General features: G+C 73.5%; 17 protein-coding genes. 9 read left to right on the forward strand and 8 right to left on the reverse strand.

From position 1 onward, the window contains the following. Window positions 1-17: 17 nt before the first annotated feature. Both GCL84_RS14080 and GCL84_RS14085 read left to right on the forward strand, forming a co-directional pair. Window positions 18-566 carry a sigma-70 family RNA polymerase sigma factor gene (locus GCL84_RS14080; RefSeq protein ID WP_235926239.1) on the forward strand — a complete coding sequence of 183 codons (549 nt, stop codon included), beginning with the start codon at window positions 18-20 and terminating at the stop codon, window positions 564-566. Between the two features lie 103 nt (window positions 567-669). Next, entirely contained in the window at window positions 670-1,470 is an 801-nt protein-coding gene (locus tag GCL84_RS14085; protein WP_156755911.1) for a GNAT family N-acetyltransferase, read from the forward strand. 11 nt (window positions 1,471-1,481) lie between these two features. Here GCL84_RS14085 and GCL84_RS14090 read toward each other — a convergent pair whose 3' ends face one another. The 3 genes from GCL84_RS14090 to GCL84_RS14100 form a co-directional block, all read right to left on the reverse strand. Further along, a complete protein-coding gene (locus GCL84_RS14090; protein ID WP_156755912.1) occupies window positions 1,482-2,462 on the reverse strand; it encodes a YihY/virulence factor BrkB family protein in 981 nt (326 codons plus the stop codon). 47 nt (window positions 2,463-2,509) lie between these two features. Next, window positions 2,510-3,124: an SGNH/GDSL hydrolase family protein gene (locus tag GCL84_RS14095; RefSeq protein WP_156755913.1), complete on the reverse strand. Its 615-nt coding sequence runs from the start codon at window positions 3,122-3,124 to the stop codon at window positions 2,510-2,512. Window positions 3,125-3,223: 99 nt separating this feature from the next. After that, entirely contained in the window at window positions 3,224-4,222 is a 999-nt protein-coding gene (locus GCL84_RS14100) for a glutathione S-transferase family protein (protein WP_156755914.1), read from the reverse strand. Between the two features lie 157 nt (window positions 4,223-4,379). Here GCL84_RS14100 and car point away from each other — a divergent pair, with 157 nt between their 5' ends. Together car and GCL84_RS14110 are read left to right on the forward strand one after the other, a co-directional pair. Further along, window positions 4,380-7,694 (forward strand): carboxylic acid reductase, encoded by a 3,315-nt coding sequence (gene car / locus GCL84_RS14105; RefSeq protein WP_197523240.1) that lies wholly within the window; start codon window positions 4,380-4,382, stop codon window positions 7,692-7,694. 154 nt (window positions 7,695-7,848) lie between these two features. Beyond that, on the forward strand, window positions 7,849-8,079 hold the full coding sequence (locus GCL84_RS14110) for a hypothetical protein (protein ID WP_156755916.1): 231 nt from the start codon (window positions 7,849-7,851) through the stop codon (window positions 8,077-8,079). 152 nt (window positions 8,080-8,231) lie between these two features. On the opposite strand, the gene GCL84_RS14115 is transcribed toward GCL84_RS14110, so the two are convergent. From GCL84_RS14115 to recD2, 5 genes are all read right to left on the reverse strand, one after another. Continuing rightward, on the reverse strand, window positions 8,232-9,485 hold the full coding sequence (locus tag GCL84_RS14115; RefSeq protein ID WP_156755917.1) for a multidrug effflux MFS transporter: 1,254 nt from the start codon (window positions 9,483-9,485) through the stop codon (window positions 8,232-8,234). Between the two features lie 151 nt (window positions 9,486-9,636). After that, window positions 9,637-9,864: a hypothetical protein gene (locus GCL84_RS14120; protein ID WP_156755918.1), complete on the reverse strand. Its 228-nt coding sequence runs from the start codon at window positions 9,862-9,864 to the stop codon at window positions 9,637-9,639. Window positions 9,865-9,901: 37 nt separating this feature from the next. Then, window positions 9,902-11,800: an arabinofuranosyltransferase gene (locus tag GCL84_RS14125; protein ID WP_156755919.1), complete on the reverse strand. Its 1,899-nt coding sequence runs from the start codon at window positions 11,798-11,800 to the stop codon at window positions 9,902-9,904. A 32-nt stretch (window positions 11,801-11,832) separates the two neighbouring features. Continuing rightward, a complete protein-coding gene (locus tag GCL84_RS14130) occupies window positions 11,833-12,717 on the reverse strand; it encodes a glycosyltransferase family 2 protein (RefSeq protein ID WP_156755920.1) in 885 nt (294 codons plus the stop codon). Window positions 12,718-12,889: 172 nt separating this feature from the next. After that, on the reverse strand, window positions 12,890-15,115 hold the full coding sequence (recD2, locus tag GCL84_RS14135; protein ID WP_197523241.1) for an SF1B family DNA helicase RecD2: 2,226 nt from the start codon (window positions 15,113-15,115) through the stop codon (window positions 12,890-12,892). Between the two features lie 68 nt (window positions 15,116-15,183). On the opposite strand from recD2, the gene GCL84_RS14140 reads away from it, so the two are divergent. From GCL84_RS14140 to GCL84_RS14160, 5 genes are all read left to right on the forward strand, one after another. Further along, window positions 15,184-17,874: a DEAD/DEAH box helicase gene (locus GCL84_RS14140; protein ID WP_156755921.1), complete on the forward strand. Its 2,691-nt coding sequence runs from the start codon at window positions 15,184-15,186 to the stop codon at window positions 17,872-17,874. Beyond that, window positions 17,874-19,580, forward strand: a complete 1,707-nt coding sequence (locus GCL84_RS14145) for an ABC transporter transmembrane domain-containing protein (protein WP_235926240.1) — start codon at window positions 17,874-17,876, stop codon at window positions 19,578-19,580. Before GCL84_RS14140 ends, GCL84_RS14145 begins: the two co-directional genes overlap by 1 nt. Beyond that, window positions 19,577-21,301 (forward strand): ABC transporter ATP-binding protein, encoded by a 1,725-nt coding sequence (locus GCL84_RS14150; protein ID WP_235926242.1) that lies wholly within the window; start codon window positions 19,577-19,579, stop codon window positions 21,299-21,301. Before GCL84_RS14145 ends, GCL84_RS14150 begins: the two co-directional genes overlap by 4 nt. A gap of 55 nt (window positions 21,302-21,356) precedes the next feature. Beyond that, window positions 21,357-22,367, forward strand: a complete 1,011-nt coding sequence (locus tag GCL84_RS14155; RefSeq protein WP_156755922.1) for a saccharopine dehydrogenase — start codon at window positions 21,357-21,359, stop codon at window positions 22,365-22,367. A gap of 613 nt (window positions 22,368-22,980) precedes the next feature. Next, complete coding sequence (locus GCL84_RS14160; protein ID WP_156755923.1) at window positions 22,981-23,244, forward strand: transcriptional regulator; 264 nt, start codon at window positions 22,981-22,983, stop codon at window positions 23,242-23,244. Window position 23,245 lies beyond the last annotated feature (1 nt).

The following is a 23,245-nucleotide window of genomic DNA, read 5'->3' on the forward strand; positions in this document are numbered from 1 at the left end:
AAAGCTTGGATCCCATCGTGGCAACCGACAACGAGATCACCGGCTGGGCCCTGCAAGCCCGCGACGGTGACCGAAGGGCGCTGGAACGGTTCATCCGCGCCACCCAACGCGACGTGTGGCGGCTGGTGGCGAGCCTGGCCTGCCCCCGCGCCGCCGACGACCTCACCCAGGAGACCTACGCCAGGGCCCTGGTGAGCATCACCCGCTTCGAGGGCCGGTCCTCTGCCAGGACCTGGCTCATCTCCATCGCCCGCCGGGTCGTGGTCGACACCATCCGGATGGCCCGGTGCAGGCCCCGGATCGCCGCGACGGCCGACTGGGAGGCCGAGGCCGACCGCAGGCTGCCCCGGGGTCGGTTCGAGGACCTCGTCGAGGTGGACATCATGCTGGCCGGGCTCGCCGGGGAGCGACGGGAGGCACTGGTGCTGACCCAGGTGCTCGGCCTGCCCTACGCCGAGGCCGCCGAGATCGTGGGCTGCCCCGTCGGCACCATCCGGTCCCGGGTCGCGCGGGCGCGGGAAGACCTGCTCGCGGGTGAGCGCTCCCGGTTCGGGGTCACCGGCTGACCGGCGCCGGGCGCCGGATCTGGTGCAGGGAACGAGATCCGGCGCCCGGGTGGTGATCTTGCTCGGTATGCTCTGCGGCCCCGACGATCCTCAAGGAGTCTTGATGGCGGACCGCACGGCCTCGGTCGAATCGGTGGAGCAGCTCGCGGTGGCCTGGCGCGCCCTGGTCCTGGACCGCGACCCGGCCGCTGACGTCCGGGACCTGCCGGGCATCGCCGTGCGCTGGGCCGATTGCCGTTTCGCGTTCTGGAACGGCGTCACGCTGACCGACGTGGGCCCGGACGCGGCCCTGCTCGAACAGCGCCTGAGCCAGGTCGCGGACATCATGCGCGCGAAGCGGCACCCCGGCTTCCTCTGGCTCTTCGAGGACCTCCTCGACGACGGCGCACGCGCCGCCCTGGGCGCGGCCGCGCAACGGGCGGGCCTGCGGCACGCCTTCCCCGGCACCGGCATGGCGGGCGATGTGCTGCCCCTCCCCGACCCCCGACACCCAGACCTGGTGTTCGTCCGCGTGACCACCGACGAGCACCTGCTCGCCTACGCGGACCTCAACTCCCGCGCCTACGGCTTCCCGCTGGAGGACGGCCGCGACGGGATCGCGGGCTCCGCCCTGTGGAAGACCGACGTGCACGCCTACTTGGCCCTGCGCGAGGGTGTCCCGGTCGCCTGCGCCGCGGCGGTCGAGGCCGCGGGCCGCCTGTTCCTCGCCCTCGTCGCCACCGACCCCCAGTGGCAGCGCCGGGGCTACGGCGAGGCGGTGACCCGCAAGGCCCTGCACGAGGGCGGGCTGGCCACCGGCCTGACCCGCGCCACCCTGCACGCCACCGCCGCCGGGGCCCCGGTGTACCGGCGGATCGGCTACCAGCCGAACTCGCCGATCCACTTCTACGGGCTGGCGGGCTGACCCGGCGCCCGTCAGCGGGTGGGGGCGTCGGGGACCTGGGCGCGGTCCGCGTCGTCGAAGGCCCGGGTGTCGCGGGGCGGGAGGACCGGGTCGTCGTCGTCGATCTCGGCGTCGGTGGTCTTGCCCTCGGTGACGGCCTTGGCGCGCACCAGCTCGGCGTCGAGTTCGGCGCCGAGGAGGACGGCGATGTTGGAGATCCACAGCCAGACCAGGAAGGCGATGATTCCGCCGAGGGAGCCGTAGGTCTTGTTGTACGAGCCGAAGTTGGCGACGTAGAAGGCGAAGCCCGCCGACGCGACCACCCAGAGCACGACGGCGAGGATGCCGCCGGGGCTGAGCCAGCGGAACGAGGGGTGGCGGACGTTGGGCGCGGCCCAGTACAGGAACGCGAACACGAGGCTGACGATCAGGGCGATGACCGGCCACTTGGCGATCTCCCAGATCAGCACGCCGGTCGAGCCGATGCCCAGCGCCGAGCCCAGGCGCTCGGCGACGGCGCCGGTGGCCGCGATGCCCACGACGCACACCGTCAGCAGCACCACCACGACCGCCGTCAGGCCCACGCGCACCGGGAGCGTCTTCCAGACCGGGCGGCCCTCGGGCATCTCGTAGATGGAGTTCGAGGCGCGCATGAACGCCGCGACGTACCCGCTCGCCGTCCACAGCGCGCCCAGCAACCCGATGATCGCCAGCGGCCCGGCCACCCCCGAGGTCTCCTGCAGCCCCGAGATGGCCCCGGTGACGACCTCCGCCGTGTCCGCGGGCAGCAGCTCGTTGATGTTGTCCACCAGCGTCTGGGTGGCCGACGGCCCGAGCATCGCCAGCAGCGAGGTCACCACGATGATCGCCGGGAACAGCGACAGCACCCCGTAGTAGGTGAGTGCCGCCGCCCAGTCGATCAGGTTGTCGCGGTTGAACTGCCGCACCGTGCTCTTGAGCACTGTGAACCATGACTGCTTGGGCAGGTCAGTGGGTGTGTCCACGTTCGCCATGGATGTCTCCGCCTTCCGGGTCGCCCTTCTGGTACCCCCGAATCCGCTCAGTAATCTCCGACGCTCCGCTTTCGCGCGGCGCTGAGGACGTGCGGGGCGAGGGCGTCGGCGATGAGGGCGTACCCGCGCGGGGAGGGGTGGAAGCGGTCGGCGGAGAACAGGCCGGGGTCGGCGCGGAAGGTGGTGAACAGCTCGGCCCCGACCGCGGCGACCGAGCCGCCCGCGCGGTCGACGGCGTCGGCCTGCGCGCCCGCGTAGAGCGCGCTCGCGTGGCGGACCAGCTCGCGGTAGGGCGCCGGGATCGCCGAGACGATGCTGAGGTCCGGGGCGGTGGCCACGACGACGGCCGCGCCGACACCGGTGAGGGTCGCCACCGCCGCGCCCAGCAGGCCCGCGCCCTCCTGGGGCGGGGTCAGCGACTTCACGTCGTTGGCCCCGATGACGATGAGGGCCAGGTCGACCGTGGACGCCGTCGCGGCCCGCACCTGGGGCGCGAGGTCGGCGGAACGGGCGCCGGACACCGCGTGGACGTGCGACTCGACCGGGTGGCCCGCGCGGCGCAGTGTCTCGGTCAGGCGATGACCGAGTGTCTGGTCGGCGCTGGCACACCCGACGCCGGCGGCGAGCGAGTCGCCGAGGACGTGGAAGTGGAGGGTGCTCACCCCTGTCCAACGCGGACCGCGCCCCGCTTGCTCCTGTCCGCGCGGAGGGCTTGGTCATAGCCCCGGCGCGGAGGAGCCCGCGGGGGTGGCCCGGCCGCGTCAGGCCGGGGGCGTGCCGTCGCCGAACGGGCGGCCGCCGAGGCGATCGCGGCCGTGCTCGGTGTGCCACCCCGACAGGTCGGGGCCCTTCGGGACGATCGCCGTCGGGTTGATGTCGGTGTGCACCACGTAGTAGTGCCGCTTGATCTGGTCGAAGTCGACCGTGTCACCGAAGCCGGGGGTCTGGAACAGGTCCCTGGCGTAGGCCCACAGGTTCGGCATCTCGGTCAGCTTCTCGCGGTTGCACTTGAAGTGGCCGTGGTAGACCGCGTCGAAGCGGACGAGCGTGGTGAACAGGCGCACGTCGGACTCGGTGATGGTGTCGCCGACGAGGAAGCGGCGGTCGGCGAGCAGGTCCTCCAGCCAGTCCAGGGCGGTCCACAGGCGGTCGTACGCGGCCTCGTAGCTCTCCTGGCTGCCTGCGAACCCACAGCGGTACACGCCGTTGTTGACCTCGGTGTAGACCCGCTTGTTGATCGTGTCCATCTCGGCGCGGTGGGCCTCGGGCCACAGGTCCGGGGCGCCCTCGCGGTGGTACCGGCGCCACTGGGTGGACAGGTCCTCGGTCATCTGCGCGAAGTCGTTGGTGACCACGGCGCCGGTGGTGGTGTCGACGATGGCCGGGACGGTGATGCCGCGCGGGTACTCGGGGTCGCGCTTGAGGTAGGCCTCCCGCAGCCGCTCGACGCCCAGCACCGGGTCGCGGCCGTCCGGGTCGAGGTCGAACGTCCACGAGCGCGAGTCGTGCACCGGGCCCGCCAGACCCAGCGACAGCACGTCCTCGAGGCCGAGCAGCCGGTGCACGATGATCGCCCGGTTCGCCCACGGGCAGGCGCGTGCGGCGATCAGCCGGTAGCGGCCCGGCTCGACCGGGAAGCCGTCGGCGCCGTCTGCGGTGATCCGGGTCTGGATGTAGCGGGTGTCGCGGGTGAACTCCTTGCCCCGCACCGAGTACTTGCCGCCCTCGGCGTGCTCGGGGAGCTGCTGGTCCTCACTCATGGCACCGACCCTACGGCGTCTCCCCGGGGGGCACACCGTGGCGACGGATGACCGGGGGCGCTGACCGCGGCCGCCATGTCACCTGGATGCCCAGAGTCACCCGAACGTGACTCGTCGTATGTTGGTCGGTGACCGCACGAGCGTTCGAGGGGTGCACATGACGCCTGTCCCACCCGACGTCCAACCCCCGCTGGACTCGGTGACCGCCGTGGTGCGCGCCGGGGACGAGCGGCTGCTGCCGAAGATCCGGGCGATCATGTCCGGGTACGCCGACCGGCCCGCGATGGCGTGGCGGGAGCGGACCGCCTCCCTGTCGCGCGAGTACACGCGGGCCACCTACGGCGAGCTGTGGTCGGCGAGCGAGGCCCTCGCGGCGGCCTGGGCGGGCGACAGCCGGACGCGGGCAGGCGCGGGGTCGTTCGTCGCCACGCTGGGCTTCACGAGCCCGGACCACACCCGCGTCGACCTGGCGGTGGTCCGCCTGGGCGGGGTGGCGGTGCCGTTGCCGTCCGCCGCCCCCGCCGACCAGCTCGTGCCGGTCATCGCGGAGGCCGAGCCGCTGGTGCTGGCCACGAGCGAGGACCGGTTGCCCGCCGCCGTGGCCGCCGTGCTGGCCACCACCTCGGTCCGCCGCGTGGTCGTGTTCGACACCGACACCGACACCGGTTCGGCCGCGGTCGAGGAGGCGCGTGCGGCGCTGGCCTGCTCCCCCGTCGTGCTCACCACGCTGGCCGAGGACGTCGCGCTCGGCTCGGACCTGCCGCCCGCGCCCGAGCCGGAGTGGGACACCGACGACCCGCTGGCGCTGCTGGTGTACACCTCCGGCAGCACCGGGGCGCCCAAGGGCGCGATGTACACCGAGCGGCGGGTGTCGTCGCTGTGGGCCAACATGTGGGGCGACCCGGACGCCGGGGTCACCAGCCTGGTCTACCTGCCGATGAGCCACGCGCTGGGCCGCACGGGCCTGTTCAGCGTCTTCACGCGCGGTGGGACCGCCCACTTCGCCGCCAGCGCCGACCAGTCGACGCTGCTCGAGGACCTGTCGCTGACCCGCCCGACGGAGCTGCTGCTGGTGCCGAGGGTCTGCGAGCTGCTCCACCAGCACCACCGGTCCCTGGTGGACAAGGGCATGTCCGAGGAGGCGGCCGGGGCGGCGCTGCGCGACGACGTGCTCGGCGGCCGGGTGGCCGGGGCGACCTGCGGGTCGGCCCCGCTGTCGGCCGAGCTGGGCCGGTTCATGACCGAGCTGCTCGGCTTCGACCTGCGCAACGGCTACGGCAGCACCGAGGCCGGGATGATCACCGCCGACAACAGGGTTCTGCGCCCGCCCGTGCTCGACTACAAGCTCGTCGACGTCCCCGAGCTGGGCTACTACACCACCGACAGCCCGCACCCGCGCGGCGAGCTGCTGCTCAAGTCGCTGACCACCGTGCCGGGCTACTACAAGCGCCCCGAGCTCAACGCCCAGACCTTCGACGACGACGGCTTCTACCGCACGGGCGACATCATGGCCGAGGTCGCGCCGGACGAGCTCGTCCACGTCGACCGCCGCAAGAACGTGCTCAAGCTGGCCCAGGGCGAGTTCGTCGCGGTCGCGCACCTGGAATCGGTCTTCGCGGCCAGCCCGCTGGTCCACCAGGTCTACGTCTACGGGAGCAGCGAGCGCTCCTTCCTGCTGGCGGTGGTGGTGCCCACCGAGGACGCTCTCGCCAAGCACGGCGCGGGCGTCCGCGAGCGGGTCCTGGACTCCTTCCGGGGTGCCGAGCTGAACTCCTACGAGATCCCGCGTGACATCATCATCGAGCCCACGCCGTTCTCCCTCGCGGAGGGCCTGCTCTCCGACTCGAACAAGCAGTTGCGCCCCCGCCTGCGGGACAAGTACGGCCAGGCGTTGGAGGACCGCTACACCGAGTTGGCCCGAGGCGAGCAGGACGGACTACGCGAGTTGCGCCGCACCGGCCACGAACGCCCCGTGGTCGAGACCGTCGGTCGCGCCGCGCACGCCCTGCTCGGCACCGCGGGCTCGGAGCCCACCCCCACCGCCCGCTTCATCGAACTCGGCGGCGACTCCCTGTCAGCCCTCGCGTTCTCCCGCGTCCTGCACGACATCTTCGGCGTCGAGGTTCCCGTCAGCGTCGTCATCAGCCCCGCCAACGACCTGGCCGCCATCGCCGCCCACATCACCGCGGGCGCGGCCCGCCCCACCGCCTCCGGTGCGCACGGCCCGGGCGGCGTGCACGCCCGCGACCTGACCCTCGACAAGTTCATCGACCCCGAGACCCGCACCGCCGCACCCGGCCTCCCGGCCGTCACCGGCCCCCCGAACACGGTGCTGCTCACCGGCGCCAACGGCTACTTGGGACGCTTCCTCTGCCTGGAGTGGCTGGAACGCTTGGCGCCCACCAACGGAACCCTGCTGTGCGTAGTGCGAGGGACCGACGCCGAGTCAGCCCGCGCCCGTCTGGACACCGCCTTCGACAGCGGGGACCCCGAACTCCTCCACCACTACCGCGCACTCGCCGACAACCTCACCGTGCTGGCGGGCGACATCGGCGAACACAACCTGGGCCTGGACCATCCCACGTGGACGCGCCTGGCCGAGACCGTGGACCTCATCGTCCACCCCGCCGCCCTCGTCAACCACATGCTCCCCTACGACCAACTCTTCGGCCCCAACGTGACAGGCACCGCCGAGCTGATCCGCCTGGCCATCACCACCCGCGTCAAGCCCATCACCTACCTCTCGACCGTAGCCGTCCTGCACCCCGGTTTCACCGAGGACGCGGACGCACGCACCGCCACCCCGACCCGCCCCGTCGACGAGACTTACGCGAACGGCTACGCGACAAGCAAGTGGGCGGGCGAGGTACTGCTGCGCGAGGCCCACGACCTGTGCGGCCTGCCGGTGCGGGTCTTCCGCTCGGACATGATCCTGGCCCACACCCGCTACACCGGCCAACTCAACACCTCGGACATGATCACCCGCCTCCTGTTCAGCGTGCTGGCCACCGGCCTGGCCCCCGCCTCCTTCTACACAAGCGACAGCCGCGCCCACTACGACGGCCTCCCAGTCGATTTCACAGCCAAGGCCATCACCACCCTGGGCAGCGACTTCACCGGCTACCGCTCCTTCAACACCCTCAACCCCCACGCGGACGGCCACTCCCTCGACCTCTTCATGACCTGGCTCGCCGACGCGGGCCACCCCATCCACCGGATCCCCGACTACGACGACTGGCTGCGACGGCTGGAGCAGGCCTTGCGCACCCTCCCGGAGCACAAGCGGCGGCACTCGCTGCTGCCCCTCATGCAAGCCTTCGCCGAACCCGCGACACCGGTCGACGGCCCCTCGGCCGACGCCGACGGGTTCCGCGCCGCTGTCCTGGAGGCCACGGGCGAGGACGTCCCCCAGATCACCCCGGAGTTGGTGGTCAAGTACGCCAGCGACCTCAAGGCCCTGGAAGTCCTGTAAGGACAGGAGGGCGTCCCGCGATGAACTGGCCGACTCCGCCACATGCGCGTGACCCCGCCCCTTCCCTTCACCCTTACGGCTGCGGCGACCGTGAAACGTAAGCCGTACGGTGAATTCCCGGGCGCATCCCCGCACTCGAGCACCGGGAGCGTCCATGCGCACCACGTTGTCGCACCGCACCCTGTCTGCCACCACCATCGCTCTCACCGTGGCAGGGATCATGGCCACGACGGCACCGACCGCCCAGGCGACGACCTACACCTACTGCTCGACCGGCTCCAGCTTGCAGTGGTCCTCATCGCCGACGGGTGCACAGTTCAATACAGCTAACCTCTTATCGCGCCCCGCGCGATCGCAGACGGCATTGCTCACCGCGATCCGATGACCCGTGGAACGCACCTTCGCCTGGCTCAAGAATCACCGTCGCCCGCGTATCCGCACCGAACGACGAACCAGCACCCACCAGGTCATCCTCAGCCTCGCCCGCTCGTCTGCCTCCGCGAACTCGTCCTGAACTGATCTCTGATAGGAGCAGGCTCAGGCGGTGGCGAGGCGGGCGCGGGTGCGGGTGCGGGACGTGGTGGTGAGGGCGGCCCAGGAGACGATGACGCCCGCGGTCATGGTGGCGGACATGGCCAGGGCGTCGTTGCCGAGGACTCCGACGAGGGGGGCGACCAGGGCGCCGATGCCGAACTGGGTGGCGCCCAGGAGGGCGGCGGCGGTGCCCGCCGCCTCGCCGTGGCGGGACAGGGCCAAGGCCGGGGAGTTGGGGAGGACGAAGCCGACGGCCGCGAGGAGGAAGGTGAGGGTGGTCAGGAAGCCGATGAGGCCGCCGAAACCGGTGGCGGAGACCAGGACGAACACGGCTCCCGCGACGACCGCGGCGGACAGGGAGCGCTGGACGATGACCTCGGCCGTCCAGCGGCGCAGGAGCACGACGTTGACCTGGGCGGCGCCGATGATGGCCACCGCGCCGAGGGCGAAGACGAAGCCGAACTGCTGCTGGTCGAGGCCGTAGCCGCCCTGCAGGACGAACGACGAGCCGGACACGTAGGCCATCAGCGCCGACATGCCCATCGCCGAGGTCAGGGCGAGCACGACGAACTCGCGGTCGGCCAGCAGGGTCCGGTAGTTGCCCAGCACCGAGCGGACCGTCGCCGGGGAGCGCCGGTCCTCGGGCAGCGTCTCGGTCAGACCGACGACGGCCACCACCGTGAGGATCGCGCCGAGCAGGGCCAGCACGGCGAACACCCAGCGCCACGACCCGGCCAGCAGCACGGCCGCGCCCAGCGACGGGGCCAGGATCGGGGCCGCGCCCATCACCAGCATCAGCCGGGACATCACCGTCGCGGCGGCGCGCCCGGTGAACAGGTCGCGGACCACGGCCAGCGCGACGACCATCGCCGCGGCCGCGCCGACGCCCTGCAGGACCCGCACCAGCCCCAGGATCAGCACGTTCGGCGCGATCAGGCACAGCAGCGACGCCACGACGTGCACCACCACCCCCGCGATCAGCGGCTTGCGCCTGCCCAGCGCGTCGGACATCGGGCCGATGAGCAGTTGGCCGATCGCGAGACCGAGCAGGGTGCCGGTCAGGGTGAGCTGCACCGACGATGACGACGCCGCCAGGTCGGAGCTGAGAGCTGGTAGCGCGGGCAGGTACATATCGATCGTGAGTGGCCCGAGGGCGATCAGCGCGCCGAGGACGAGGATCACCCGCAGGCGCGCCCGACCGGTCGGCGCGGGCGCGCTGGTGCCGGACGAGGGCGCGGAAAGCGTGGGGTTCTCCATGGGGGCACCTTTCGCCGGAATGGGCGTGACAGCAGTGGACAGCTCGTGTGCCGCCGAGGTTATTCCGGGGGTCTGACATTCTTGGTGTTGCTCACACCTGGGGGCAGATGTGGTTCAGGCGGCAACCATTTCGCCGAGCGAACGCAGGCGCTCAGCCGACTCCGGCCCCTTGGGCGCACAGGTGCAGGCTGGGATCGCTGGGCAATGCGAGAACCTCGAACGTAACCAGCAATTCACCGATGAACGGGTTGTTGATCCGCTCGCCGCCGTGGCTGTTCTCGGAGAACCGACCGGCCTCCGCACGTGACGCGACCACAGTGGACTTCGCGTCCTGCTCACACTCCGGGTGCGGCTCCCGCGCGCCGGGGTGCGGGAACACCAGCTTCGCCGCGGTGCGCTCGGTCAGCGCACCGGTCTCAGGGTTTGCGGGTGATCACCACGAACGGGGCGTCCAGGGTGTCGTCGACGGTCCAGACGGCGGGGTCGAACTGCGAGCGCTCGAACGTCTCGTCGAACATCCTCCACCGGTCGGGGTCGTCGGTCTCGCGCAGGAGGAAGACATCGATCGGACCGTACTGCATGGTGTCCACGGCCTCGGTGAACGCGGCGGGGTCGCGCTCGTCGACCACCTCGGCCAGGGCGGCCCTGCGGTCGTCCCAGCGCGCCAGGGAGGACGCCGAGGTGCGGTCGGAGCCCATGTAGGCCCACCACGGCAGGAACGAGTACAGCCGCTCGTCGGGCGACAGGACTGTCGGCAGGCTGTCCGCGCCCCGCACGCTCTCCACGGACTCTTGGATCGCGGTGACCGGCAAGCACGGTATGCGGCCGTCCGCGGGCGCGAAGCGGGGGTAGCCGCAGTCCGGCTGCGGCTCCAGGTGGGCGAAGGTGGAGTGGTTGCCCCGCTCGGCGAGCACGCCGGAGCCTGCCAGCCAGGGGCGCGGACGCCACTCGTCCCAGTAGGTGAAGCCCACCCAGACCAGGGCGACGACGACGACGGAGGCCCCGACCCGGGTGGGGGTGGCGAACGAGAAGCGGCGTGCCAGGGCGGGGGCGGCCGTGGCCAGGGTGATGACGCCCGCCGCGACGAGCACGGCCCCGACCAGGCGCGGGACGTAGTGCAGCAGCGTGGTGTGCTCGGTCAGCACGAACCGCACGCCCATGATCACCCAGAACGCGTACGCGCCGATCAGCAGGTAGAGCATCGGCCAGGCCCAGTCCGAGCGCTTGCGGTACCAGACGAGCCCGGCGATGCCGACGAGCTGCACCGCGCCCAGGATCGTCGGCTCGAGGAAGGGGAAGCCGTTCTCCGGCAGCTCCCAGGACTGGTACAGGTCGCTGACGCCCTGGCCACCGGTGGTGAGCAGGCCGTGCACGTACGGGATGAGGAACGGCGAGGACACCACCAGCAGCACGACCCCGGAGAGCAGCACGTGCGTGACGTAGCGGGCCTTGGCGGAGCTGCGCAGCAGGCCCACGACCGCCACCGCGAGCACTCCGAGCAGGCCGAAGGGGTACCAGCCGAAGTAGGTGATGAAGATGAGGCCGCCGATGGCGCCCGCGGGCAGCCAGTGCAGCCGCCCGCGCGCGGGGTTGGCGAAAGTGCAGATGACCCAGGGGATGAACACGAACAGGGCGATGACGGCGAAGGACTTGCGCGGGTCGCCCCAGACCAGCAGCCCGGACGCGCTGATCACCAGTGCCGTGCCCGCGGGCAGGAGCCTGCGCCACAGCACGAACGCCGCGACCACCGACAGCGACGCCAGCAGCACCTCGGCCACCCCGAGCAGCCGCCAGGCCGGGATGTCGAGCAGCAGCGATGTGCGGCCGACGACCCAGGGGAACAGCGGCGGGTACTCGGAGGGGACGTCGCGCACGAACGCGTCCGACGACCAGAACGTCGCCGTGTAGCGGACCGCTGCCGCCGACATCCGCGACATGTCCCCGACCAGCCCCGAGAAGCCGAACGGCGTCCCGTTGAGGGCCGTCTGCAGCGCGAAGGCGAGCCACGCCGCGAACAGGCCCGCGCCCAGCCCCGCGACCCACTCCCCCGCGCGCTTCCAGCACGCGACGGCGAAGCCGACGGCCAGCAGGACCCCGCCCGCGGCCAGCGGCATGAAGGCACCGCGCATCGAGAACGGGTCGATGTCGTTGCCCGCGCGCTCCAGCAGCAGGGCGATCGGGGTGAACACCAGCCAGGCGAGGACCGCCACGACCGACGGGTTGAGCAGCGCCGAGCGCACCCGCCCCGGCGGCGGGGCCGGGTCCTCGGCGGCGGGGGCCGCAACCGTGGAGTTCTCGGTCGTCGATGCAGACACTGGGTTCCTACCTGGTGGAAGACGAAGACGGGTCAGCGCAGGGCGTGGCGGAGCAGGCCGCGGGTGACGCCCATGTCGCGCGCGCGCAAGGCCCAGGGCACCTGCACCAGGGCGTTGAGGCGGGAGAACACGCGGTTGCGCGAGGCGCGGGCGGCCTTGGGCCAGCCGAACTCGGCCAGCTCGCGCTGCATGTCGACGAAGTAGCGGCGTTCCTGGCGGAAGCGGGTGCCGTCGCGGGCGACCGTGCTGGAGTGGCTCGAGCGGTGCCTGCGGTACTTGAAGGCCACCTGGTCGCCGAGGACGAGGTTGCCGCCGCGCATCAGGATGTCCATGACGATGGCCAGGTCGTGCACGGCGTCGCTGTCCGGGCGCTGGACGAGGTCGCGGCTGATGTCGCGGCGGTAGGTCAGCGCGGGGGTGTAGAGCCAGTTGCCGCGCAGCAGGCTGATGGCGGCCGTCTCGCCGCGCAGCTCCATCTCGCCGCCGCGCGGGCGGGCGAGCGCCTTGGCCTTGTCCGCCAGGGGCAGGTGCGGCCGGTCCTGCTCGTCGATGACCTGGATGCCGGGCTGGACCATGCTGGCGCCGGGGTGGCGCTCGAGCAGCCGGGCGATCTCACGGCCGTAGTTGGGCAGCATGATGTCGTCGGCGTCGAGCATGACGAAGTAGTCCTGCTTGGCCTCGCGCAGCGCGCGGTGCTTGTTGCCCGCCACACCGAGGTTCTTGTCGTTGCGCAAGTAGTTGATGCGCTCGTCGCCGATCGCGTTGACCGTCTTCTCGACCGCGGCGCCGTCGGGGAAGCAGTCCTCGAGGATGGTCAGACGCCAATCGGTGTCCTCAAGCGCGCGCACACTCCCCACGGTGCGCATGAGGTAATCGGGGTTCCCGTAGTACGGGACCACGATGTCGAGTGAGATCATCTGCGTTTTCCGCCCCCTGTACACGCCGTTTAATTCGGCGGCAGCATGTTAGCGGGTCGGTGGTGACGGCGTTCGCGCGAGCCTTGTGAACCGCCGATGACGATCACGCCGGCCCGGTCGCGCGGGTCCGGTCGCGCGTTCGGTCCGCTCGGGGTGGACTGGCCGATCCGCACTAGAACGCGAAGCCTTGGCCGTGGGCGCGGGGTGCGGGTTCGGGCGGGGCGAGGCTCAGGCGCTCGGTGAGCTGGGTGTTGCGGGGCCGGGACCGGTTGCGCAACGCGGTGGTGAGCGCGCGCTGGTGGCCCACCACGACCACCAGCTTCCGCGCGCGGGTGATGGCTGTGTAAAGCAGGTTGCGCTGCAACAGCAGGTGGGGCGTCTCGGCCGTCAGCGGGATGACGACGTAGGGGTACTCGCTGCCCTGGCTGCGGTGGACGGTCAGCGCGTAGGCGTGCGCGAGGGTGTCGAGCTCGTCGAAGTCGTAGCAGGCGACCTGCCCGTCGTCGAGGGTGAGCTCGACGGTCTGGTTGTCCTTGTCCAGGGCGGTGATCGTGCCCGTGGCCCCGTTGAAGACACCGTGCTCGCCCCTGGTCGGGTCGTTGCGGGTGGGGCTGACCTTGTCGCCGAGGCGGAACGGGCGGTCGTCGGCCCAGTGCTGGGGCTTGTCGTCGGACTCGGGGTTGAGCTGGTCCTGCACGGCGCGGGACAGGGCGAGCGCGCCGGTGGCGCGGGCCTTGCCCGGGCACAGGATCTGCACGTCGGCGACGGCGCAGCCCTGCTTGGCGGGCAGGCCGCGGGTGGCGATGTCGACGACCAGGGCGGGGATGTCGGCGGGGTCGTCCTCGGCGAGGGCGTGGAACCAGAACTGCGGGCCGTTGACGGGCGGGTCGCCGTTGACCACGTTGCGGGCGTTGCTGACGATGCCGCTGCCCGCCTCCTGGCGGTAGACGGTGTCCAGCCGGGTCGAGGGGATGTCGGCGACGCCGAGCAGGTCGTGCAGGACCGCGCCGGGGCCGACGCTGGGCAGTTGGTCGACGTCGCCGACGAGCAGCAGGTGGCTGCCGGTGGGGATGGCGCGCAGCAGCCGCTCGGCGATGAGGACGTCCAGCATGGACGCCTCGTCGACCACGACGAGGTCCGAGGACAGGCCGTCGTCGGGGTCGAACAGGCCGCCGTCGTCGAGCGGGTTGTCCCGGCGGTGCACGAGCCGGTGCACGGTGGTGGCGCGCAGGCCGGTCAGGGTGGCCAGCCGCTGCGCGGCCCGGCCGGTCGGGGCGGCCAGCGCGACCGAGGCGCCCCGGGACCTGGCCGCCCTGGTGATCGCGGCGACGGTGTGGCTCTTGCCGCTGCCCGGGCCGCCGGTGAGGATCGACAGCGGCTGGGTCAGCGCCATCTCGACGGCCTCGGCCTGCCGGTCGCCGAGCGGGGCGGCCTCGACGAAGCCGGGGCGCGCGGCGGGCATGGCCGAGGTGGACGCGAGCAGCCTGCGCACGTGGTCGGCGACCGCCGCCTCCCGCCGGTGCAGCCAGGCCGGGGTCACCAGGTCGCCGTCGGCGCGGACCGGGGAGCGCTCGATGACCACCGAGCCCATGTCGAGCAGTTCGTCGAGCGCCTCGCGCAGGAGGTCGAGATCCTGGCGGACCAGGCCCAGCGCGGTGGACAGCAGCTCGCCCCTGGGCAGGAAGCAGTGCCCGGCCTTGCCCCGGGCGTCGTCGAGGACGTGCAGCAGGGCGGCGCGCATCCGGGCGGCGCTGCGCTCGGGGATGCCCACCGCCAGCGCGATCCGGTCGGCGATGTGGAAGCCGATGCCGCGCACCCGCTCGATGAGCTGGTAGGGGTGCTGCTCGACGACCTGCCTGGCGTCGGCGCCCAGGTGCTTGTGGATGCGCACGGCCAGGCCCGGGGTGACGCCGACGCCCTGCAGGAACACCATGACCTCGCGGATGGCCCGCTGCTCGGCCCAGCCCGCCAGGATCGTCGCCAGCCGCTTGGCCCCGATGAGCGGCACGCCGAGCAGCAGCTCGGGGGTGGTGTCGATGACGGTGAGGGTGCGCTCGCCGAAGCGGTCGACGATGGACTGGGCGATGGTCGGCCCGATGCCCTTGATCAGCCCGGAGCCCAGGTAGGCGCGGATGGCGCGGACGGTGGCGGGCATCACCCGCTCGCACTCGGCGGCCTTGAGCGTGTCGGAGCGCGCGGACCAGCGGCCGGTGACCCGCAGCGTCTCCCCCGGCTGCAACCCGGCCAGCACGACGCCGCCGACCTTGACCTCCACGCCGTCCTCACCGGTGCCGAGCACCGCGACCGTGTGGCCGTCGGAGCCCACGTGGATGATGCGCTCGACCACGCCCTCCACCACGTCGCCGCTCTCGGCGGCGGTGAGCGGCTGCGCCGACACGGCTGGCTCCCTGGGCTGGTCGGAGACATGGGCCTGGCTGTTGATCACATAGGGTAGCGTCGAGCGCGGTGGGGGGCGAGCACGTGGACGGTGGGGACCAGGGCGTGGCGCCCGCGCTGCACTGGCGCAAGACGACCGACCCCGACCTGCGGCTGCCCCGGTTGCCCGGGGACGCGGACTTCCGGGTCCTGCTGCCCGACTCCCCCCGCTTCGACGCCCTGCGCGCCCGCCTGGACGCCGCCGGGGCCCGGCACCGGTCGGTGCGGCACTGGGTCGAGGACGAGGTCATCACCACGGTCCGCCCGGGCGGGTCGGTGGCGGAGCTGACCGTGGCCACGGCCGTGTCCTCCGGGGGGCGCCGGGACTGGGGCGGTCTGGCCGCCGACGAGCGGGCCGCGGCCGCCAGGGACGCCTTCGAGCTGGTCTGGCTGGCGCACGAGCCCACCGACGACGACGCCGCCCCGGTGCCCGCCGCCGACCTGGTGCCGCCGGAGTGGGTCGACTACCTGCCGTTCCCCACGCTCAACCCGGCCCAGGCGCACGCCGCCCCCGCCGTGCTGGGCGGTGACGAGCACCTGGTGGTCACCGCGCCCACCGGGGCGGGCAAGACGGTCGTGGGCATGCTGGCGGCGCTGCGGGCCATCCTGGGCGACAAGCGCAAGGCGGCGTGGCTGGTGCCGCAGCGGTCGCTGACCGACGAGCTGGACCGGGAGCTGGCGGCCTGGCGGGGCAGGGGCCTGCGGGTGGAGCGGCTGTCCGGGGAGCACCTGACCGACGTGGGGCGGGTGCGCTCGGCGGACCTGTGGGTGGCCACGACGGAGAAGTTCGAGGCGATCTGCCGGGCCGGGTCGCTGCAGGCGGCGCTGGCCGAGGTGGGCTGCCTGGTGGTCGACGAGGTGCACCTGCTCGGCGCGGCCGAGCGCGGCCCGCTGCTGGAGGCGCTGCTGGCCAGGGTGCGCGGGGCGGGCTCCCCGGTGCGGATCGTGGGCCTGTCGGCGACGGTGTCGAACGGGGCCGAGATCGCCTCCTGGCTGCAGGGCGCGCTGGTCGCCACGACGTGGCGGCCGACCCGGCTGACCTGGCAGCTCCCGCAGGTCCCGGCCTCGTCGGACCGCACGACGGAGAACACGCTGCGCACCAGGGCGGCCGTGGAGCTGGTGGCTCGGGTCAGCGGTGACGGCGGCAGCGTGCTGGTGTTCTGCGGCAGCAAGCCGAACGTGCGGGCCACCGCGCTGGCCATCGCCGCGTCGCGGGGCGCGGACACGGCGGGCGTGCGGGCCGATGACACCGAGCGGCTGCACCGGGTCTGCGCGTCGGTGGGGGTCGGGCTGCACTACAAGGACTGGGAGCACAAGCGCGAGTCCGAGCACCGGTTCCGCAACCGCGAGTGGGACGTGCTGGTGGCGACCACGACGGTGGCGGCCGGGGTGAACCTGCCCGCGCGGGCGGTGGTCGTGCGCGACACCCGGGTCGGGCTCGACCCGATCGACACCGCGACCGTGCTGCAGATGTTCGGCCGGGCGGGCCGGGTCGGCGCCGGGGAGCGCGAGGGCTGGGCCTACCTGGTCACCACCGAGCTGGAGCGGGCGGGCTGGCAGGAGGCGCTGGTCGGCGGGTACACGGTGCGCTCGCGCATCCACGAGGACCTGCCCGACCACGTGCTGGCCGAGGCGGTGCAGGGCAGGCTCACCACGGTCGAGCACGCGCGGCGCTGGTGGCTGGGCACGCTGTCGCACCACCAGGGCGACTCCGACACCGCGCCGGTGCTCGAGGCGGTCGGCTTCCTCGTCGCCGAGGGCTTCCTGGCCCGCGACGGCGACCGGCTGCGGGTGACCGAGCTGGGCCTGCTCACCGCCCGGCTCATGGTCGACACCCGGACCGGGGCGGCGCTGCGGTCGACGCTGGCGCAGGTCCCGCCGCCGACCGACCCGGACGAGGCCGAGGACACGCTGGTCCTGCTGGTGTCACGGCTGGTGCCCGAGCTGGCCCAGGCCCCGGTGGCCGAGGCGGTCCGCCCGGCGGTGGCGGCCGTGTTGAAGGCGGGCGGGCGGCGGGAGCGGATCGCGCCGACCACGGCGGCCACCGGGCCGGGCGCGGGCACCACGAGCTCCCCCGGCGACCTGGCGCGGGCGGCGCTGCTGCTGGTCGCGCACTCCCCCGAGCTGTTCACCAGGGGCGGGCGCGCGGTGGCCGGGCTGCCCTGGGGCACGCTGCACCCGGTGCTGGACCAGGCGCCGCGCTACCTGGGGTGGCTGGCCGCGCAGGGGTACCTGCGCGCGGTGCACCCGTGGGTGGCGATCGTGGCGTCCGACCTGGCCCGGCGCGTCCGGTGGCGGGCGCTGGGGCCGCCGCGCGGGGCCGGGCGGCTGCTGTGGATGTGCGAGCAGATGGCGCCGTCCCCGCACACCGACGACGTCGTGCCCCGGCTGTGGGAGGCGGCGCGGTCGCGCGGGGTGGCGGCGCCGGACTGGCCGCACACGACGCCGCCGCGCGGCTGTCTGCTCGGCCAGGACGACTACCTGGCGCTGCTGCGCGAGCGGGCGACCGGTGTGTCGATCACGGTGTCCGATGGCGAGGCGACCGTGTCCGGGCTGGTCTCGGGGGCGGTCGTGGCCTGGTCGGGGCTGAAAATGGTGGGGGCGTCGGACCGAGCCGTGGTGGACTGCCCACCCGGCGCGACGGACGGGGTCGCGGTGTTCACCCGCCGGGGCGACCACACCGCGATCGGGAAGCTGGGGACGCACTACCTGGGGGTGTGATGGGCGAGCCGAAGCCATCGATCAGGACGGGGATGCCGGGGCCGGGGGCGCTGGCCGGGCCCGCCCGGTTCCTGTGGTGGCTGGTGGGCAGGCAGCCCGCCAGGATCGCGGCGGGGGCGACGCTGAGCTCGCTGTGGCTCGTCGGCCTGGCGGCCGTGCCCTACCTGCTGTCGCGGGCGGTAGACGACGGGCTGCGCACCGGGGACCCCGGGGCGCTGCTGGCCTGGGCTGGCGTGCTGCTCGGGGCGCTGCTGCTGGTCGAGGCGGTGGCGACGCTGCGGCACCGGACCATGACCCGGCTCAGGATGGCGACCTCGCTGATGGTGGCCCGGCTGTGCGTGGACCAGTCGACCAGGCTGGGCGGGGCGCTGACCGGGCGCGTGGCGGCGGGCGAGATCGCGACCGTCGGCATGGGCGACGTGCAGCCGATCACCCGGTCCATGACGGCCGCCGGGCCGGGGTTCGGGTCGGTGGTGGGCTACCTGGCCGTGGCCGTGCTGATGTTCGACATCTCGCCCGTGCTGGCGGTCGTGGTGCTGACCGGGGTGCCGGTGCTGGCGCTGGTCGTCGGGCCGCTGCTGTCGCGGCTGCACCGGGTGAGCGCGGGCTACCGGGAGCGCGAGGGGCAGTTGACCGCGCGGTTGGTGGACATGCTGTCGGGGCTGCGGGTGCTCAACGGGCTGGGCGGCAAGCAGGCGTGCCTGGACACCTACCGGCGCGAGTCGCACGCCCTGCGCGACGACGGGTACCGGGTGGGCGCGATGACGAGCTGGATCGAGGCCGCGGGGGTCGGGCTGCCCGCGCTGTTCCTGGCCGTGGTGACCTGGCTCGCCGCCCGGATGACGGCGACCGGGGAGATCACGGCGGGCGAACTGGTGGCGGTGTACGGGTACGCGGCCATGCTGGTGGTGCCGGTGTTCTTCTTCATCGAGTGCGCGGGCGACATCACCCGGGCGCTGGTGGCCGGACGCCGGGTCACCGCCTTCCTCGGGCTGACCCCGGACCGCCCGGCGCCCGCGGCGACGGCGCCCGACGGGCCCGCGCCGCTGGTCGACCCGGTGTCGGGCCTGGTGGTCGAGCCGGGCGCGTTCACCGTCGTCGCGTGTGCGGCCCCGACGGACGCGCTGGCCGCCGTGGACCGGCTCGGGCGCTTCGCCGCACCGGCCGCGCTCTGGGGCGGGGTCGAGGTGGACCGGGTGCCGGACGAGGACTTCCGCGAGCGCGTCCTGGTCGCCGACAACGACGCGGCCCTGTTCACGGGCACGGTCCGCGAGGTGGTGGCGGGGCGGGGCGCGCCGGATGACGAGCGGGTGCGGGCGGCGGTGCGGACAGCGGCCGCCACCGAGGTGGTCGACGGTCTGCCCGCGGGCCTGGACACGGTGCTCTCGGCGGGCGGGACGACCCTGTCCGGCGGTCAGCGGCAGCGGTTGCGGCTGGCCAGGGCGGTGTGCGCGGGGCCGGAGGTGCTGATCGCGGTCGACCCGACCTCGGCGGTGGACACCCACACCGAGGCGCTGGTGGTGGCGGGGCTGCGCCAGGCGCGGACCGGGCTGGCGACGGTGCTGGTGTCGACCTCGCCGGTCGTGCTGGACCAGGCGGACGTGGTGGCGCACGTGGTCGACGGGCGGGTCGCCGCCGTGGGCGCGCACCGCGACCTGCTCGCCGACCCGGCCTACCGGGCACTGGTCTCCCGGGAGGACGGGTGAGCGCGCTGCTGCCGGTCGCCGACCGGGCCGGGGTCCGCCGCGCGGTCGCCGAGGACATCCGGGCCGAGCGCGGCCTGTTCGCCGTGATGCTCGTCCTGACCGCGCTGGCCGCCGCCGCGGGCCTGGTCGCCCCGCGGCTGGTGGGGCAGATCGTCGACCTGGTGCGCACCAACCCCGGACCCACCGTCTTGTCCACTGTGGACCTGTTCGCCGCCGTCATCGTGGCGGCGGGCCTCGCGCAGGTCCTGCTCACGCGGCAGGCCCGCTACGCGGCGGCGCGGTTCGGGGAGCGCACGGCGGCGCGCGTCCGCGAGCGGTTCGCCGGGCGGGCGCTGGACCTGCCCGCCACCACTGTGGACCACACCCCGACCGGCGACCTGGTGGCCAGGGGCACGACCGACGTCGGGTCGGTGACCACGGCCCTGCGCGACGGCATGCCGGAGGTGTTCGTCAACCTGGTGCAGGTGGCCTTCCTGTACACCGCGCTGCTGACGCTCGACCCGCTGCTGGGGCTCGTCGGCATGAGCGGCTTGGTCACCTACGGCCTCGCGCTGCGCTGGTACCTCCGACGCGCGCGGGCGGCGTACCTGGCCGAGGCCGGGGCGACGGCCGCGGTGACGGAGGTGCTGACCGCGACCGCGGGCGGGGCCAGGACGGTGGAGGCGCTGGGCCTGCGCGAGTCGCGGCTGGCGACGGTCGACAGCGCGATCGTGGCGGCCAGGCGGACCCGGCTGGGCACGCTGCGGCTGCGGTCGGTGCTGTTCCCCAGCATCGGGGTGTCGCACGGGGTGCCACTGGTGATCGCGTTGGTCGTGGGCGGCGCGCTGCTCTCCGCCGGGTGGACCACGCTGGGCGCGGTGGTCGCCGCGATGCTGTACCTGCGCCAACTCGGCCAGCCACTGGACACGATCATGCTGTGGGTCGAGCAGGTCCAGCAGGCGGGCGCCGCCTACGCGCGGGTCGAGGGCCTCGCCGCCGTCCCCGCGGCCCCGGCCCCCGTCGCCGCGGTCCCCACGTCGGACCGGATCGAGGTCGTCGGCTGCCGGTACGCCTACGGCGGCGGCCGGGAGGTGCTGCGCGGGATCGATCTGGACATCGCGCCGGGCGAACGCCTGGCCGTGGTGGGGCCCTCCGGCGCGGGCAAGTCGACCCTCGGGCGGCTGCTGGCGGGCCTGGACGAGCCGGGGGCGGGCCGGGTGACCGTCGGCGGGGTGCCCGTCGCCGCCCTGGGCCCGGACCGGCTGCGCCGCCAGGTCGTGCTGGTCACCCAGGAGCACCACGTGTTCCGCGACTCGGTTCGCGGCAACCTCGCCCTGGCCGCCCCCGACGCCGACGACGCGCGGATGCTGACGGCGCTGGGGGTCGTGGGCGCCGGGTGGGCGGTGGACCTCGGCCTGGACGCGCGGTTGACCACCGTGGACGGTGGGCAGGCCCAGCAGCTCGCCCTCGCCCGCGTCGTGCTCGCCGACCCGCACACGGTGGTGCTCGACGAGGCCACGGCCCTGCTGGACCCGACGGCGGCCCGCTCGACCGAGCGGGCGCTGTCGGCGGTGCTGTCCGGCCGAACGGTAATCGCCATCGCCCACCGCCTGCACACCGCGCACGACGCCGACCGCATCGCGGTCGTGGTGGAAGGCTCCATTGTGGAGCTGGGACCGCACGACGAGCTCCTGCGCCGGGGCGGCGCCTACGCCCGGCTGTGGAAGTCCTGGCACGGCTGAGCGCGCCATGGTGGATCATGTGCGGAACGAGCAGGAAGACCGAGAAGGGACCAGCATGACCCCCACCCCCTCGCTGTGGATCCGGAACGAGACCCGTCCGGACGAGCAGCGGACCCCCGTCGTGCCCGAGGACGCGCGCCGCCTCGTCGAGGCCGGTGTCGCGGTCACCGTCGAGGACTCGGCGCAGCGGGTCTTCGCGCTGTCGGAGTACGTGGCGGCGGGGTGCGCCACCGCCGAGCCCGGGTCCTGGGTGGACGCCCCGGCCGACCAGGTCGTCGTCGGCCTCAAGGAGCTGCCGGACGAGCCGGACGCGCTCCGGCACCGGCACGTCTTCTTCGGGCACGCCTTCAAGGCCCAGCCCGGCGGGCGCGCCCTGCTCGACCGCTTCGCCCGCGGCGGCGGCCAGCTCCTCGACCTGGAGTACCTGACCAACGACGCGGGCCGCAGGCTCACCGCCTTCGGCTACTGGGCCGGGTACGCCGGCGCCGCCCTGGGCGTGTTGCAGGCCAGGGGCGGGCTGAGCGCCCCGCTGGCATCGCTGGAGCTGGCCGAGCTGGAGGCGGCCCTGGCCCGGGGCAGCGGCACGCCGAGCGCCCTGGTCATCGGGGCGCGGGGCCGCTGCGGGCGGGGCGCGCAGGCCGCGCTCAAGCAGGCGGGCATCACCCCGACCACCTGGGACCGGGCCGAGACCCTGGTCCTCGACCGGCCCGCCATCCTCGGCCACGACCTCCTGGTCAACGCCGTCTACACCGCCACCGCGACCACCCCCTTCCTCACCCCGGCCGCCCTGGCGGGCCTGCACCGGCTGAGCACGGTCGTGGACGTCACCTGCGACGCCGGGTCCCCGCAGTCGGTCCTCCCGATCTACGACGAGGTCACCACCTGGACCGCCCCCGTCGCGCGCAGGCACGGGATCGACCTCATCGCGATCGACAACCTGCCGTCGCTGCTGCCCCGCGAGGCCAGCACCGGGTTCTCCGCGGACCTCACGCCGCTGCTGACCAACCTGGACTCACCGGAGTGGCGACGTGCCGCGGACCTGTTCGCCGCGAAGGTGGCCGCCTAGGGGACGAGGAGCGCCCAGGCCTGCGGCGGGCCCGCCGCAGGCCGTCTCGGGCAGCCGGGACGAGGTGGGGCAGGCGGGCGACGAGGTAGCTCCTGTCCGAAGGGGACAGTTCGATGAGCCAGGGGCGGCCGGGCGGGTTGACCGACCAGGTGACCAGGCCCCAGACGAACAGGGCGCTGCCCGCGGTCGTCGTGGCGGTGCGCGGGAGGAGGCTGACGGTGGCGGCGAGGCAGCCGACGGCCAGGCGACCCACACGGCGGCCGTCGCCAGCGCGGGATCCACGGCCACAGGGCGGAAAGCCGATCGGACCGCCCAGCGGGCTGCCGGCGGACACGCCCGGGATGAGGGCGGAGGTGAGTCCGCCGAAGCCGGTCGCGTCGGCGCGACCGGGGTGCACGGCGGCGCCGAGGGCGCTCACGACGTGGGCGACCAGCAGGGTGGCGTTCGGGGCCGGGACGGCGAGCAGGTTGCCCTCGGCGCTGGTGGCCAGCGGCGCCGGACTCGGTCTCGACCGCCCAGGTCCGGCGCTCGTCGTACTTCGATGAGGATCGAACTTCGTCCCGGCCACGGCGCGCCGGTGGTCGAACCCGAGGGGCGGTCGTATCATGGGTCGGTGACCGAGGAGTTGCCGCAGGCGCCAGCCGACCCGATGCGGTTGACCAACGTGCGCCACCTGGCGGACTTGGCCGCGGGCGCCGCCCGCGGCACGATCGGCCTCCCCACCAGCAAGTCGACCCACCCCCGTCCCCACCACGTCCGCACCCCGCGCGAGGCGGGCCGCCCGTCCGGCACCTCCCGCATCACCACGCCGCGCCGCGACGACCTCGACGCCCGCTACCCCGGCCTGCTCGACGGAATACTGCACGCCGCCCGCTGAA

Source organism: Actinokineospora pegani (genome assembly GCF_009745975.1).
GTDB lineage: Bacteria > Actinomycetota > Actinomycetes > Mycobacteriales > Pseudonocardiaceae > Actinokineospora > Actinokineospora pegani.